General features: G+C 43.8%; 17 protein-coding genes. 5 read left to right on the top strand and 12 right to left on the bottom strand.

The window, feature by feature from the left end; genetic code table 11:
* Positions 1 to 144: 144 nt before the first annotated feature.
* The 12 genes from ABIL00_07340 to ABIL00_07285 all read right to left on the bottom strand — a co-directional run bounded on the left by ABIL00_07340 (position 145) and on the right by ABIL00_07285 (position 9,242).
* Complete coding sequence (locus ABIL00_07340) at positions 145 to 1,038, bottom strand: DUF2330 domain-containing protein (GenBank protein MEO0110571.1); 894 nt, start codon at positions 1,036 to 1,038, stop codon at positions 145 to 147.
* On the bottom strand, positions 1,035 to 1,271 hold the full coding sequence (locus ABIL00_07335; protein ID MEO0110570.1) for a hypothetical protein: 237 nt from the start codon (positions 1,269 to 1,271) through the stop codon (positions 1,035 to 1,037). Before ABIL00_07335 ends, ABIL00_07340 begins: the two co-directional genes overlap by 4 nt.
* The gene (eno, locus tag ABIL00_07330) at positions 1,268 to 2,548 is read right to left on the bottom strand and encodes a phosphopyruvate hydratase (protein ID MEO0110569.1); all 1,281 of its coding nucleotides are present in this window, start codon (positions 2,546 to 2,548) and stop codon (positions 1,268 to 1,270) included. Before eno ends, ABIL00_07335 begins: the two co-directional genes overlap by 4 nt.
* A complete protein-coding gene (glyA, locus tag ABIL00_07325; protein MEO0110568.1) occupies positions 2,532 to 3,803 on the bottom strand; it encodes a serine hydroxymethyltransferase in 1,272 nt (423 codons plus the stop codon). The genes eno and glyA overlap by 17 nt, the downstream gene beginning before the upstream one ends.
* 34 nt (positions 3,804 to 3,837) lie before the next feature.
* The gene (locus ABIL00_07320; protein MEO0110567.1) at positions 3,838 to 4,770 is read right to left on the bottom strand and encodes an ATP-binding protein; all 933 of its coding nucleotides are present in this window, start codon (positions 4,768 to 4,770) and stop codon (positions 3,838 to 3,840) included.
* Complete coding sequence (locus ABIL00_07315; GenBank protein MEO0110566.1) at positions 4,764 to 5,273, bottom strand: DUF523 domain-containing protein; 510 nt, start codon at positions 5,271 to 5,273, stop codon at positions 4,764 to 4,766. The genes ABIL00_07320 and ABIL00_07315 overlap by 7 nt, the downstream gene beginning before the upstream one ends.
* Entirely contained in the window at positions 5,274 to 6,272 is a 999-nt protein-coding gene (gene purM / locus ABIL00_07310) for a phosphoribosylformylglycinamidine cyclo-ligase (protein MEO0110565.1), read from the bottom strand. It lies immediately after the preceding gene.
* A gap of 1 nt (position 6,273) precedes the next feature.
* Positions 6,274 to 7,989, bottom strand: coding sequence for a DNA polymerase/3'-5' exonuclease PolX (polX, locus tag ABIL00_07305; protein MEO0110564.1), 1,716 nt, complete (start codon positions 7,987 to 7,989; stop codon positions 6,274 to 6,276).
* Complete coding sequence (locus ABIL00_07300) at positions 7,979 to 8,197, bottom strand: hypothetical protein (GenBank protein MEO0110563.1); 219 nt, start codon at positions 8,195 to 8,197, stop codon at positions 7,979 to 7,981. The genes polX and ABIL00_07300 overlap by 11 nt, the downstream gene beginning before the upstream one ends.
* A gap of 27 nt (positions 8,198 to 8,224) precedes the next feature.
* On the bottom strand, positions 8,225 to 8,455 hold the full coding sequence (locus tag ABIL00_07295; protein ID MEO0110562.1) for a hypothetical protein: 231 nt from the start codon (positions 8,453 to 8,455) through the stop codon (positions 8,225 to 8,227).
* A 68-nt stretch (positions 8,456 to 8,523) separates the two neighbouring features.
* Entirely contained in the window at positions 8,524 to 8,871 is a 348-nt protein-coding gene (locus ABIL00_07290; GenBank protein MEO0110561.1) for a hypothetical protein, read from the bottom strand.
* Complete coding sequence (locus tag ABIL00_07285; protein ID MEO0110560.1) at positions 8,868 to 9,242, bottom strand: hypothetical protein; 375 nt, start codon at positions 9,240 to 9,242, stop codon at positions 8,868 to 8,870. Before ABIL00_07285 ends, ABIL00_07290 begins: the two co-directional genes overlap by 4 nt.
* 174 nt (positions 9,243 to 9,416) lie before the next feature.
* Between ABIL00_07285 and ABIL00_07280 the strand changes: the two genes are divergently transcribed.
* From ABIL00_07280 to ABIL00_07260, 5 genes are all read left to right on the top strand, one after another.
* Positions 9,417 to 9,515: a WG repeat-containing protein gene (locus tag ABIL00_07280; GenBank protein MEO0110559.1), complete on the top strand. Its 99-nt coding sequence runs from the start codon at positions 9,417 to 9,419 to the stop codon at positions 9,513 to 9,515.
* Positions 9,516 to 9,638: 123 nt separating this feature from the next.
* Positions 9,639 to 10,436: a GxxExxY protein gene (locus ABIL00_07275; GenBank protein ID MEO0110558.1), complete on the top strand. Its 798-nt coding sequence runs from the start codon at positions 9,639 to 9,641 to the stop codon at positions 10,434 to 10,436.
* Entirely contained in the window at positions 10,437 to 11,330 is an 894-nt protein-coding gene (locus tag ABIL00_07270) for a tetratricopeptide repeat protein (protein MEO0110557.1), read from the top strand.
* Positions 11,331 to 11,386: 56 nt separating this feature from the next.
* Positions 11,387 to 14,125: a T9SS type A sorting domain-containing protein gene (locus tag ABIL00_07265; GenBank protein ID MEO0110556.1), complete on the top strand. Its 2,739-nt coding sequence runs from the start codon at positions 11,387 to 11,389 to the stop codon at positions 14,123 to 14,125.
* A 24-nt stretch (positions 14,126 to 14,149) separates the two neighbouring features.
* Positions 14,150 to 14,645, top strand: a 496-nt coding sequence (locus tag ABIL00_07260; protein MEO0110555.1) for a hypothetical protein, incomplete at its 3' end; no start/stop codon positions are given.

Below are 14,645 nucleotides of genomic sequence, written 5' to 3'. Positions count from 1 at the left end.
AAACTCAAATCTTTAGGATTAACTCATTTAAATGAGAATTTTGCTAATTTTCCGGTTATTATTTTAGATTATTATTCTCCTGATTATTGCCACCTTATGGCTGGTAACGATGTCTTAACCAAGTACACAACCATAGTTTTTATCTTATTCTTTTAGGTAAAGAAGTTGGCTAAAGTTGAGGTCAGACTTCAATTCAGTCAAATCCCCAGAATAATGGAGGGAGGTGAAATAAGGGGGAGAGGAGAAGAAATTGCGGTACTGGGGAAAGATTTCCCCGAAATCTTTTTGCGCCACCTTAAAGATTATTGGCTTCACCTTCTTCCCTAAACGCTCGTAATAGGCAAAATCTAAGGGGGCGTCAGAAAACCAGATGGCAGGAATTCCTTTGGCAAAAACGAACAATTGGATTTCGGTCTTACCAGAGGAGAGGTTAGAAATTAGCAAAGGGAAATAGAGTTTGGGTGAAGAGAATTCGTAGATTAAGGGTTTTAGAGAACTTTCTTCTTCGGTCAGGTCAATCAAGTCAAAGGCAAAAATTTTAATTCCTCTTCTTAGATAATCGCCGATCAAATCTGCCAATCGCTCCGGGATAGTTCCCCCCAAGGAGTAGGTCTTTAAGAATTTCTCCGTCCAGTCCTTAAACTCTTTATAGTCATTAGCCCTAACGGTGGTGATGTTATGGGGACCAATCTCTTTCTTAAAAATGATCTCAATTCCGGGCCTCTCTTTACCCTTAAAGGTGGGAAGATCTTTGGGCAGAGGTGAATTCTTTCGGATTAACTTAAATACCTTTTCAAAGTAAGAAAAGTCTCCTTCTTTTATCTCAGGCACCGAAGGCAAAGGAAGGATTTCTAAGGCTTTCGTCTTTTCTTGGGCGGAGACATTGGTGGAAAGGATTAGGACTTCTTTTTTCCCGTTCCAGAGGATAATTGCCCGCTGGGCTGGGGTATAGAGGGAGATATCCGGTCGGGTTAAAGGGAGCAGCCCTTTATCACCATAAGCGAGAATTAAAAAAGATAAGAAAAGAACCCTTTTCATCTCTCCCTCTTCGCTTCCCTCCTTTTTATCAGTTCTTCCCAATATTGGGGAGAGGAGAGCTTTTGCCTCTCCGCCCTCAGGAGGATATTCTTAATTCGCAGGTCGGAGATCTCTTCTTTTAATTTCCGATTTTCTATCTTCTTCCGGATTAAGGCAAAAAGACCATTCGGACCCGGGAGGTAGATGATGCCCAAAAGGAAAAGAAGCAATAGGAAAGGAATAATTTTTTTCAACTTACTTTCCTTTTCCAGAGGAAATTTCCCGCATAATCGGCTTTTGTTTGTTCTTCAATCCTTAATAGTTCGTTATATTTACAAATCCTCTCCCCCCGAGAAGGAGCACCGGCTTTTATCTGAAAAGAGTTGGTGGCAAAGGCAAGGTGGCTAATAAAGGTATCCTCGGTCTCCCCGGAGCGATGAGAGATTACGGTTTGATAATGAGAGCGTTGGGCAAGTCCGATACATTCTAAGGTTTCGGTTAAGGTGCCGACCTGATTCGGTTTAATCAAGACCGCATTAGCAACTCCTTTCTCTATCCCTTTTTTCAAAAAAGAGATGTTAGTAGCAAAGATATCGTCCCCCACCAATTGGACTTTATCGCCCAAAGTTTTGGTCAACTTTTCCCAACCCGACCAGTCTTCTTCTGCCAGACCATCTTCAATAGAGATGATAGAATATCTCTTTATCCAATCCTCATAGATTTTTATCAACTCCTCAGAAGTAACTTTCTTACCTTCGGGCTGGAGGTAGTATCTATTCTCTTCCTTTTTATAGAAATTGCTGGCGGCACAGTCAAGACCTAAAAAGATGTCAACCCCGGGTTCGTAGTCGGCATCTTCAATTGCGGCTTTGAGGAGTTTTAAGGCTTCTTCGTTACTTTCTAAGTTGGGACAGAAGCCACCTTCATCACCAACCCCGGTGAGGATTCCTCTCTTTTTTAGAATTTTCTTTAATTCCCGATAGACATCAGCCCCAAAACGGAGGGCATCGGAAAATGTTTGGGCACCAAGGGGTAAAATGAGAAATTCTTGGATTGATAAGTTATTTGGGGCATGGAGACCACCGTTGATTAAATTGAAGAGGGGAACTGGTAAAAACTTTTCCGTTTTACCCCCGAGATAGAGATAGAGGGGAAGGGAATAGAAGTTAGCGGCGGCTTTGGCGCAGGCGAGAGAGATACCGGTGGTGGTATTACCACCTAACCTCTCCTTTTCCGATTTGAGAATTCCATCAATCGCTTTCTGATCAGTGGCGGAAAGTCCGCAAAGCCTCTTTTTTATCTCCGCCAATAATTGGACCGCCTTTTTTACCCCTTTCCCGTCATAGCGCTCATCTTGATCCCGCAACTCTTTCACCTCTTTTCCCCCTTTTGATTTTCCTGCGGGAACTTGACAGATTCCCCTATCCCCACTTTCTAAAATGACCTCCACCTCTAAGGTTGGTTCCCCCCGCGAATCTAAAATCTCCCTCCCCTTAATCTCTACAATGATACTCTCATTTAATCTTTTCATAAATCTCTCTCCTTTTTTGATAAAGGGGAAAACTTTCGGTCAAATCTTTCACCTCTTCCCGAACTTTGGCGTAGACATTTTCGTTACCGATATTGGTTAAAACCTTATCAATTAGGTGGGCGATCTTTTTCATCTCTATTTTCCCCATCCCCCGGGTGGTTAAAGCCGGTGTCCCCAATCTGATGCCGGAGGCAACAAAAGGTTTTTGGGGGTCATAAGGGATGGTATTCCGGTTAACCGTGATATTCGCCTTGCCTAAGGCATTTTCCGCATCCCGACCGGTTATCCCTTTACTTCTTAAATCAACAAGGATCAAATGGGTATCGGTGCCATTCGCCACTAACCGATAGCCAAGATTTTTTAACTCCTCCGCCAGGGTCTTGGCATTTTCCACAATCTTTCCCTGGTATTCCTTAAATTCCTCGGAAAGCGCTTCCTTAAAGCAGACCGCCTTGGCGGCAATCACATGTTCTAAGGGACCGCCTTGCATTCCGGGAAAGGTCGTCTTATCAATAACCTCGGCATATTTCGCCTTGCACATAATCACCGCCCCTCTTGGTCCCCTTAATGTCTTATGGGTGGTGGTGGTGACAACATCGGCGAAGGGGATGGGCGAAGGGTGGAGGCCAGCCGCAACAAGACCGGCGATGTGGGCGATGTCTGCTACCTGATAGGCACCAACATCTTCGCAGATCTCCTGGAAGCGGTCAAAGTAGAGAGTCCGGGGATAGGCGCTCGCCCCGGAGACAATAATCTTTGGTTTATATTCCTTCGCCATCTTCCATAAATCGTCATAGTCAATCATCTCGGTCTCCGGATGGACACCATAATGAATCACATTGAAGTATTTGCCGGAGAAATTTACCGGATGGCCATGGGAGAGATGGCCACCGTGGGTTAGGTTTAAGCCGAAGATGGTATCACCGGGATTGGCTAAGGCAAAATAGGCAGCCATATTCGCCTGGGTTCCGGAGTGGGGCTGGACATTGGCGTGCTCACAACCGAAGAGTTTCTTTAACCTCTCAATTGCCAAAATCTCTCCCATATCAACAAACTCACAGCCACCATAATATCGCTTCTTGGGTAGACCTTCGGCATACTTATTGGTTAAGACGGAACCGAGTGCCGCTAAGACCGCTTCCGAGACGAAGTTTTCCGAGGCGATAAGTTCTAAGGTCTTGTGTTCCCTTTCCGTTTCTAAATAAATGGCTTCAAATATCTCTGGGTCAACTCTTTTCAATTCTTCGGGAAACATAGCTCAGTATAATCTAATTTCTTTTCCCGTCAATCTATATCCATTCAATCGTGGAAGGTGGCTTCGGGGTGATGTCGTATAAAACCTTAACGACCGTTGGGCATTCCTCAACTATCTTCTTCGTAATCTTCGCTAAAAGGGGATAGGGGAGAGGGGTAATTTTAGCGGTTAGGGCATTCTTTGACTGAACACTCCTTAAAGCGATAATCTCACCAAAGACCCTCTTCCCTTCTTTTTGGCCCGTCGCCCTATCGGATAAGAGGACGGCAAAGGTCTGGAAGGATGGGATTCTTTTCGTCATCCCTTCCACAATCCTTGTTGCTTTCTGTAAAATTGCCACCCGTTCCGGGGTTACTTCTCCTAAGATTCTTGTTGCCAAGCCTGGTCCGGGAAAGGGCATCCTCTGGTAAATTGCCTTCGGCAAACCCAATGCCTTTGCCACCTTCCGCACCTCATCCTTATATAAATCTTTTAATGGTTCTAAGATTTTTAGCCCATAGGTTTCGGGATTGATACCAATCTGCTCCAAGACATTATGTTGGGTCTTAATCCCGCCTTTGGTCTCTACGATATCCGCTTTGATTGTCCCCTGGATTAAAAATTTGGCATTCTCCTTCTTTAAGATCTCTCCGAGGGTGTTATAGAATGCATCCCGAAATGCCCTCCTCTTCTCTTCGGGGTCGGTGAGTCCTTTCAGGGTGGAGAAGAAACGGGCCCGGTATTCGTAGATTTTTAATGGTATCTTAAATCTCTTTAATACGGCTGCCACCTCTTTCCCTTCGTCAAGGCGCATCAAGCCATCGTCAATGAAGACACAGGAGAGATTTTCTTTAACCGCCCGAAAACCTAAGAGGGCACAGGTTAGGGAATCAACACCACCGGAAGTTGCAACCAATACCTTTTCTTTGCCGACCTCTCTTTTAATCTCTGCAATCTTTTCTTTAATGAATTGCTTTATCTTTACCATCTTCCCTCCCCAATACTTTTAAGCCATTTTTTCCAACCAATAACTTGGAGCCTCTTTTCATCAATCACCAAGTTTTTGGGAAATTTTTTCAAGACCCCTTCGGTAAAAAATCCTTGCCCCTTTCTTAAAACCCTCTTCCCCTTCAATTCGGAATAAATCTTCGCATCGGAAACGGCACAGGATGGCGAGCCGCTTTTTAAGACGAAACCGGAGATACCTTTAAGTTTCTTTAAGAAATCTTCCCGCCACTTCTTAATTTTCCTGGTCAGGTCCAAGCCGGTTTTCAATTGGATTAACCTCCTCCTTTTCCCTTTCTCAACAATCCGAATTGGGAAACGGGGGATACCTAAACCCATCTCTTTCTCCGGACAGACCGGTAGGAAGGTGATTTTTCTTTTGAGATTTCCGGGAAAAGGAAACTTATCTCTTCCGCCATCATAGCGGCAGAAGGCAAAACCGAGACAGGCGCTAATCACAATTTTTTTTCTCTCCTCTTTTAACATCTATTCAATCACTACTTCCCTCTTTCCTTTCTTCACCTCACCAATCACCTTTAGCCCTTTGCTCTTTATCCTTCTTAAATTCTCTTTTGCCACGAAGAGCACCATCCCAATTCCCATATTGAATACCCGATACATCTCTTCATCGGGGATGGAACCAGCATCTTGGATGAGGCGAAAGATTTCCGGAATTTGCCAACTTCCCTTTTTGATAAAGACCGAGACCCCTTCGGGTAAGATTCTTTTGATATTCTCATAAAAACCACCACCGGTAATGTGGGCAATCCCTTTAATTAAAGAAAGGAAAGGAGAGACCTCTTTTAAGTAAGATTTGTGAACCCTTAATAACTCATCCCCCAACTCGTTCTTTAAGGGAAAGGGTGATTCATCCAAACGGAACTTCTTCTCTTCTAAGAGAATCTTTCTTGCTAAGGAATAGCCATTGGTGTGAAGTCCATTAGAAGGAAGACCGAGGACCAAATCCCCCTCCTTAATTTTTTTCCCGGTGATCATCTTCTTCTTCTCTACCACCCCAACGATAAAACCGACCAGGTCATAAACCCCCTTGGGATAGATACCCGGCATCTGGGCGGTCTCACCGCCAACTAAGGAGACTTTATTCTTTTGGCAGGCGCGTCTCAGACCAAAAAAGATTTCTTTAAGAACCTTATCTTCAATCTCGGAGAAGGCGATGTAGTCAAGGAAGAATAAGGGTTTTGCCCCTAAGGTGAGGATATCGTTAACCGAGTGGTTGACAAGATCTTCACCAACCGTATTATGCCTTTCCATCATCTGGGCGATTAAGAGTTTTGTTCCCACCCCATCAACGCTACTTACTAAAACCGGCTCTTTATAACCCGACAGTTGGTAAAGGGAGCCAAAAAGCCCAATTTCAGAGAGGACCGCTGGGGAAAATGTCTTCTTCACTTTTTTCCCAATCTCTCGCTTTAAGATATTAAGCCGGTCAATATCCACCCCGGCATCCTTATAAAGGATTGGCAATTTACCTCCTCAAATCCTTTAAGAATTTTATTAACCTCTGATAGGGATAGGTATTGATAACATCTTCTTCTTCCAGCCATCCCCGCCGGGCAATGCCAATGCCAAAGCGCATCCAATACATATCCATCGAGCCATGGGCATCGGTATTGATACAAATTTTTATCCCCATATCCTTCGCCTTCCGGAGATGCAAATCATCCAAATCTAAGCGGTCGGGATAGGCATTTAGTTCTAAGACCTTATTATACTTTTTTGCCCATTCTAAGACCTTTTCCAAGTCAACATCATATCCTTCGCGCCGGGAGATTAACCTACCAGAAGGATGGGCAATGATGGCGACATATGGGTTTTCAATAGCAGAGATAATTCTTTCTGTCACATTCTTCTTAAAACCCTGATGGACCGCGGCAACAACCACATCCAATTCCTTTAAGACCGAGTCGGGAAAGTCTAAAGAACCATCCGGGAGAATATCAACCTCAATCCCAGTGAAAATTTTTACCTTACTCTTCTCCCTTAACTTCATAATCTCTTCTATCTGCTTTCTTAATCGCTTCTCATCTAAGCCGTGGGCGTAGCGGACCGATTGGGAATGGTCGGTGATCGCAATATACTCATAGCCAATTTTTTCCGCCATCTTCACCACCTCTTCTAAGGAGGCGTTGCCATCAGAATAGGTGGTATGAACCTGTAAATCTCCCTTAATGGAGTGATAAGAAATCAGTTTTGGCAACCTATTGGCTAATGCCGCCTCAATCTCACCCCGGTCTTCTCTTAACTCCGGTGGGATAAAGGGAAGGCCGAGGGCAGAATAGACCTCCTCTTCGGTTCTCCCGGCGATAAACTTCTCTCCCTTAAAGACACCGTATTCGGAAATTTTTAACCCCTTCTCCTTCGCTAAAAGTCGCAACTTGATATTATGCGCCTTAGAGCCGGTAAAATACTGTAATGCCGCACCGTAGGTCTTCTCCGGCACAACCCTAATATCAACCTGCTTTGCCTCCTTACCCAAACCAACCATAATTGAACCCTTAGTCTCACCCGCGGCTAAGACCCTTGTTGCCTTTGGGAATTTTGTGAAATAGTCAATAATCTTTGCCCCATCCCTACCCGTAACTAAGATGTCAATATCACCAATCGTCTCCTTCATTCGGCGCAGAGAGCCCGAAGGCGAAACACTCTTCACCAAAGGGTTTTTCTTTAAGTATGCGCAGACCTCTTCCGCAATCGCCAAGGCGGCATCAATTCCCATCCGACTCTTCCCCTGCTCGTAAAGTTCAATCCCCTTCTTGATATTCTCCACCTTCTTTTCGCCCATTCCGAAGAGATCTTTCAAAGAGCCATCCTCAATCACCCTCTTTAAGTCAGCAAGATTTTTCACCCCCAATTCCCTATGGGCTAAGGCTAAGGTCTTTGGACCTAAATTCTGGATATTTAATAATTCTAAGAGACCTTCGGGAATTCCCTTCACCGCCTCTTCGTACTTCTTCATCTTACCGGTCTTTAAGTACTCTTCAATCTTTTTGGCAATCCCCTCACCAATTCCCGGAAGGGTCTCCAATTTTCCTTCCTGGGCAATCTTCTCAATATCCTCGGTTAGGTCCTCTAAGACCCTTGCCGCCTTCCGGTAGGCGATAACCTTAAAAGCCATCTCCCCTTTGAACTCCAAGGCATCGGCGATGCGAGAGAAGATCTCTGCCAGTTCCTTATTTCTCATAAACTTGCCAATTTCCCTTTTGGTCTCTCTCTATCTTATAGAGTTTATTCTCCGCGATAACAGTAAAAATTTCTTTCCGCTCTTTTGTTTGGTAATCCTCTTTCAATTCCCTCCGGATGATTTCTACTGGTAATTCCCTTCCCTCAATGACTAAAGCCTGGGGTCTTTCCCCTCCCTTATAACCAGAATAGACTTTAACGCTGATCACCGATAAAATATAAATGAGAAAAAGGATTTAGTCAATCCCCTTAAAATCCCCCATTAAACCCTCCCTTACCTTCCCGATACGGCTCGGGATTACACCCCCTATTAGACTCTCGGTTAGACCCCCAATTACATCCTCTATTATATCCGCCATTAAACCCTCTATTAGACCATCTATTAAATACAGGATTACGCCCTCCCTTACACCTTCCCTTACGCCCCCTATTAGATCCCCGATACCGCTCCCTATATCGCCCCCCACTTTTTATAAAGATAAAACCCTCCTTTCTTACCCTTCATCCTCTTTCCTTTGGATTTTCCCTTTTGGGATTAGTTATTTTGGAGCACTTCCGTAATTACCAATAAGACCTCCTTTGCCAGACCTTTATTTTTTACCCAATCTTCAATCATTAAAGGGATTTCATTAATTTTTCCCTTTTTAATAGTCTTATAGACCTTCCGGCCGAAGGCATAGTAAGCCCAGGCAAAGGCAAGGGAAATCCCGCTTTCGTTTAAGACCTCACGAGTCCTCTCTTCTACGAATAAGGAGAAATCAATTGTCCCTTTAAGATACCTCTCGGTCGCTTTGGGAAATTGAAAGCCAAATCTTTGGTGGTATCTCTCCAAACCTCTCTCAAACCTCTTAATCGGGTCTTTTTTCTTTATCTTTATTCTCATAACTCCTCCGGTAAAATAATGCCAAAGATATCAATCCGAATCCTTTTTAAGATTTCTAAATTTAAGCCCCTTTTGTGCCATTTTGTCTCTTTAAGTCGGATCTCTCTAAATAGGGGAAGTCCGGCATATCTATTGGAGAGGCGGTATAACTCTCGGGCGTAACAGAGATAGGAAGGGAAATTTGAGACTGGGCAGTCGTATTGGGAGAGGGTGGCTTTGGTCTTTATCTCAATCTCTGTGATTTGGGCGAAGTAGGAACTAATCTGCTCCAGCATTGATCTGCCGAATCGGGTGTATCTCTTCTCAATCACATTCGGGTCTAAATTGGACTCATACTTTTTGACCCTCTTTAAGGCATCTCTTACTCCCATATTTGCCTCCATATAATATAACACCCAAAAAGGGAAAAACCTTAATAAAAATTTGCCCTTGACATTAAGATAAAATTTTGTATAATTTAAGTTAATGAAAAAGGGGTTAAGACCAAGAATTAGAGAAGTCCTTTATAGGTTTTCCAAAGGGGTAAAAAGAAACAGGAGGTATAAATGACTTATGAGCCATATCCAAAGCCATGTCTAATTGGTGGCAAATGGGGTTATATTGATAAGGAAGGCAAAATTGTGATAGAACCCCAATTTGATTAGGCTTGGGTTTTTTCCGAGGGATTGGCACCGGTGGAGAGTTGGGAATACTGAAAATTTGTCCCTCCGACGGGTGCGACCCGTAATGAAGAAATTATTTATTATTATGAGTTTTAAGGAGGGTTTATGGATTGGTTGGCAGAGGTAAAGTCAGCTGCCGAGGAGGTATTAAAAGTTTTAGGGGCGGGTTATAAAGAAGCACCTTATGAAGAGGCATTGGCACACGAGTTGCGCATCCGGAAAATTCCCTACGAGCGGCAAAGGAATTTTGAGATTCTCTACAAAGGCTACCGGGTGGGTAGCGGGCGAGCGGATCTTATTATCAATCCCCTCTGGGCGAATAGAGGGGGGAAGGAATTGGTTCTGGAATTGAAGGCGGTGAAAAGTATCACGGAGTCACACAAGAGGCAGGCACAGGTCTATATGGTCTCTTTGAATATTGATGAGGGTGCGGTCTTATCTTTTAGTGATAAAATCCTTTTGGAAACGGTGGAAAGACCAAAGAAATCACTGGCGATTGAGGTGGTGAAACCAAAAAAGGTGAGAGAGCAGGAGTTAAAGAAAACCTTGGAGCGATGTGCCCAGGAAGTCTATGATTACTTCGGCAAGGAGTTTATCTATCGGGAAGGAGGGGAGAAGCCTTTTCCGGAGGCAATTAGTGTGGAATTGAGATTAAACGGAATTGATTTCTCTCGCGGTAATTATGATATTTTATACAAAGGGCATAAGATTGTAGAGTATAAATTTGACTTCGTTTTCAAAAATGAGGCGGTGGCGAATCTTGTCTATTATAAGAAAGAAGAAAACTTAGCGGAGATGAAAGAGGAATTTGATTTTTATCGGAAACTATTTGGGATAAAGAGGGGTTTTTTAATCGCTATCCCTGAAGGAGAAAAAGGGAAGGTTTTGGTGGAGGCGGTCTAAATGGTTAGTCGGTATGATGCCCCATTAAGTGAAACCGAATGGGAGAAAAAGCGGAAGGAGTATTTACACCATTTTCTTCAAGCACTCAAAAAGGAGAAGATAATTCCAGAAAATGGGCGGACTTTATTAAATTTTGACCTTTTGATAAATCTTGTGAATTTTCGCCTCCCCGAAGAAGAAATGGGGGAGGAGGATTCTTTTGAGGAATGGGATTGGAGAGAAATAATGAGAATCTATCAGAGATTCCTTCGCAACAGTGAATTTTTCGAAGGAGAAGAGGTCTTAATTGATGAGAGATTTTTAGAAATTTTCTTTGATTCCTGGGATGAGGTTGTCTTTGAAGATTTTCTTACCAGTCAAATAGCGGATGATGCCCAGGATGCCACCTCTTTACTCAATCGGGGTAACGCCTACTGGGAAAAAAAGATGTATTGGCAGGCGCTTGGTGATTATGCCCAAGCCTTGAGGATGGAGCCGGATGAGCCACTTATTTATTTTAACCGGGCTCATCTCTTTATAGAGATTGGGGAATACGAGAAGGCAATTGAAGATTTGGCAAGGGTGATGGAGAAGGAAGATTCTTCCATTGGTTTGGAACTAATTTACTCTTTAAGAGCCGAAGCATTTTTTCAACTGAATCGGCTGGCAGAGGGGTTATCTGACTTAAAAAAAGTTTTGGCTTTATGCCGGAAACGGTTGAAAAAACTTCCCTTTAGTTTGGTGATGGTTGACGGGAAGATGATAAATCACCGGTTGATTATTGAAGAAGCGATTATCCATTCCATTAAAGAGGTAAAGGCGATTGAGAAAAAGGGTTTGGGGGAAGGGGAGAGGAAGACCATTGAGAAAATAAAAAGGCAGATAATTTTTCTGCGGAATGAGATTGGGCTTTAACAATTGACTTTTTTTTTATTTAGATTATATTTTTTGTTAAGGAAGGGGAGGTGTTTATGCGGACCTCTTTGGTTTTTCTCGTTGGTCTCTTTTTAGTCATTTCCTTTAGCCAGGCGGGCGAATGGGCAGAACCGAAAAAAGTAGCAGAGAAGGATCCGCCACCTTCGGTTGTTTGGGGTCCCTTTGTGATGCCGGATTTACGCGGTCTTGGTTGGGGTCTCTATGGGTTATGTTATAATGGTCGGTTGAATAAGTTGGATGCGGTCTATTGTTGGCAACCGTATATCCGACGCTACCGTTCAACCGATTCTACTAATCCGGCCTATCCCGAAACGATTCGCGTCTCTTTAATCTCTTCCCCGGTCGGTGATTCCTTTCAGGATTTTACTTTTTCCCGTTATGATAATGCCATTTGGATTCATTCCAGTAAGTATAAGAAGGTCTATAAGATAAATGCGGATAATGGCAGTCTTTTAAGGGAATTCCCATCGCCGGCCCGGCGCTATCCGGTGGGGATTGCCTTTAACGAAAGGGAGAAGAAACTCTATCTTATTGACCGGATGGATGAAGGGGTATTTCCCTGTTCGCTTTATGTTACCGATACCTTAGGTCAGGTCTTAGAAAGATTTTCTCTGGGACATCTTGGTTATAGTTATGCTGGTGCGCGGTGTCTTGATTTTGACTATACCAATTCCAATCCCAACTGGCCCAGTCTTTTGCTTTTGTACAGTTATTTTTCCAGTAGCGGTGCCTTAGACTCCTGTGCCCTTTTTGAGTTGGACCCGAGAAATGCGGCAATTATTCATCGCTCTCGCTTACCGGATCTGGCGGGTTATATCAATAATGCCCGGGGTGTGGCTTGGGATCCAAGAAATGGGGACTATTGGATTAGCATTATGCAGAGTCCAGATAATTATCTTTACAAACTGGATGGTTGGTATACACCATATTCTACGGATGTCGGGATTATGGCTCTCCTTGCGCCATTTGGGGCGGATAGTTTTAATCGGGTGATTACGCCTAAGGTCATAGTCAGAAACTTTGGCACAACCACTCAGACCTTTCCCATTCGGATGCGGATTGGGACAACTTATGACGAGACGAGAAATAAGACCTTGGCTCCCGGGATTGAAGATACGGTAAACTTCCCGAGTTGGACCGCATCCCCTCCGGGTTATGTCTCGGTTCGTTGCTCTACTGGACTGGCTGGTGATATGTTTTCAAGAAATGACCTTTGGGTTGATTCCTTTCTGGTTTTAGCACCCCCAACAATTTATGATGTTGGAGTTTCGGCAATCACCGCACCACCAACAGTGGTTGATTCTGGAACTTCAACTACACCCGCCTGCACGGTTTATAACTACGGAAACCAAACGGTCAGTTATCAGGTTCGCTTTAAGATTGGTAATTTTTATAACCAGACAGCGACTGTTAGTAATCACAGTCCCCAGACAAAAGTCTATCTCACATTTCCTAACTGGGAGGCTCTCCAAAGAGGCACTTGGGCAGTCTCTTGCTCCACGGAACTTGCTAATGACCAGAATCCCAATAACGATAAGAGAACTTCACAAGTTTTGGTTCGGGTGCGGGATGTTGGCTGTCTGTTAATCACTTCACCGCCATCCTTTGTTGATTCCGGAGTGGTTGTGACACCAGCCTGCACGGTTTATAATTATGGTAATAGTACAGAGAGTTATACGGTTCGGTTTAAGATTGGTGATTTTTATAACGAGACGGCAACGGTTTCTAATCATAGTCCTGGAGCAAAAATTTATCTCACATTTCCCGATTGGCAGGCAGTGCAAGTTGGCACCCATCCGGTGAGATGCTCTACGGAACTGGCAGGAGATTTCTATCCGGATAACGATGCCCAGAGTAGGGAAGTGACGGTTGGGGTTTTAGACTGCGGGGTGGAAGAGATTTTTGCTCCCCAAGGGATTGTTGACTCCGGGCAAACAATTATTCCTTCGGTTAAAGTTAGAAACTTCGGCAACCTGTCTGCGGAATTACCGGTTTGGTTCTTAATAGATGAGATTTATGAGGATTCGGCTTGGATCAGTCTGGAACCGAATGATTCAATGGTCGTCTCCTTCTCTCCTTGGGAAGCGACAATCTGTGATACCTTTATCGTTAAATCCTTTACCGCGCTCAGTGGGGATAGAAATCCGGGAAATGATACCTCCTTTACCTGGGTGATTGTCCGAAGACCAATCCATGATGTCGGCACCGTTGCCATTTTGGCGCCGATCGGAGAGATTGATTCCGGAGAAGTAGTAATTCCCAAGGCAATCGTTCAGAACTTCGGCACAAGGGAAGAAGAATTTTTGGTTCGGTTTAAGATTGGTGATTTCTATCTTATTGACACAACCCTTTCCCTTGATATCGGAGAAGAGGATACAGTTTATTTTCCGGAATGGCTCGCCTTCCCCTTAGGGGTTCATTTAGTGAAATGCACCACCCAACTTTCTGAAGATATTGACCCAACGAATGATTGGCAATTGGATTCGGTAAGGGTAGTATCCCGACCCGGAGTGAAAGAGATAAAATCAATACCGATGGCTAATCTTTCCTTCTCTCCTAATCCGTTTACCAGTAAGACGATATTTACTGGTGACCTGCCCAAGGGAGCGGAGATTTTAATCTATAACGCCCAAGGAATTTTGGTTCGCTCCCTTTCTCAGAAGGTTTGGGATGGTCGGGATGATAGAGGAAAGGTTTTACCAAAAGGCATCTATTTTTATCACCTCAAACCTGGGGAAGAAAAGATAAAGAGTAGGAAGGTGCTAAAGATATGAAAAAGAAACTTTTAAGGAGGAGATATGAAGGTTATTTTTAGAACTTGTCTCTTCTTGTTTTTAATCTTCTCTTTCTCTTCTTCTGCCTTAATTGACCCTCAACTCATCTCTATCTTAGAGAAATCTTCTTCGGACCAGAAGATTCCGGTTGACTTTGTCCTAAAAGAAAGGAAAAATGCCTTAGAACTTGACCCAACGATTGAGAATCTACCAAGACCCCAAAGAAGGGCGAGAGTGGGAAGAGTCCTAATGGACTTTGCGGAAAGGACTCAAAGAGATCTCTTAAACTATCTAAGGGCGAAAGAACGAGAAGGTAAGGTTGAGCATATTATCTCCTTATGGATTGTGAATTTGGTCGGTTGTTTAGCCACTCCGGATGTGATCTATGAAGTCGCCAACCGACAAGATATTGACTTAGTCCTTTATGCCAAGGTGCCGGTAGAACTTGCTCCTATCAAAGAGGTTGTGCCCAAGGATATTACTGAATCAATCCAACCGAACCTGGAGCGGATTAATGTTC

The organism is candidate division WOR-3 bacterium, assembly GCA_039801905.1.
GTDB lineage: Bacteria > Hydrothermota > Tepidihabitantia > Tepidihabitantales > JBDRVQ01 > JBDRVQ01.
The sequence above is the reverse complement of the archived record's forward strand: the minus strand, read 5'-3'. Positions and strand labels throughout refer to the sequence as shown.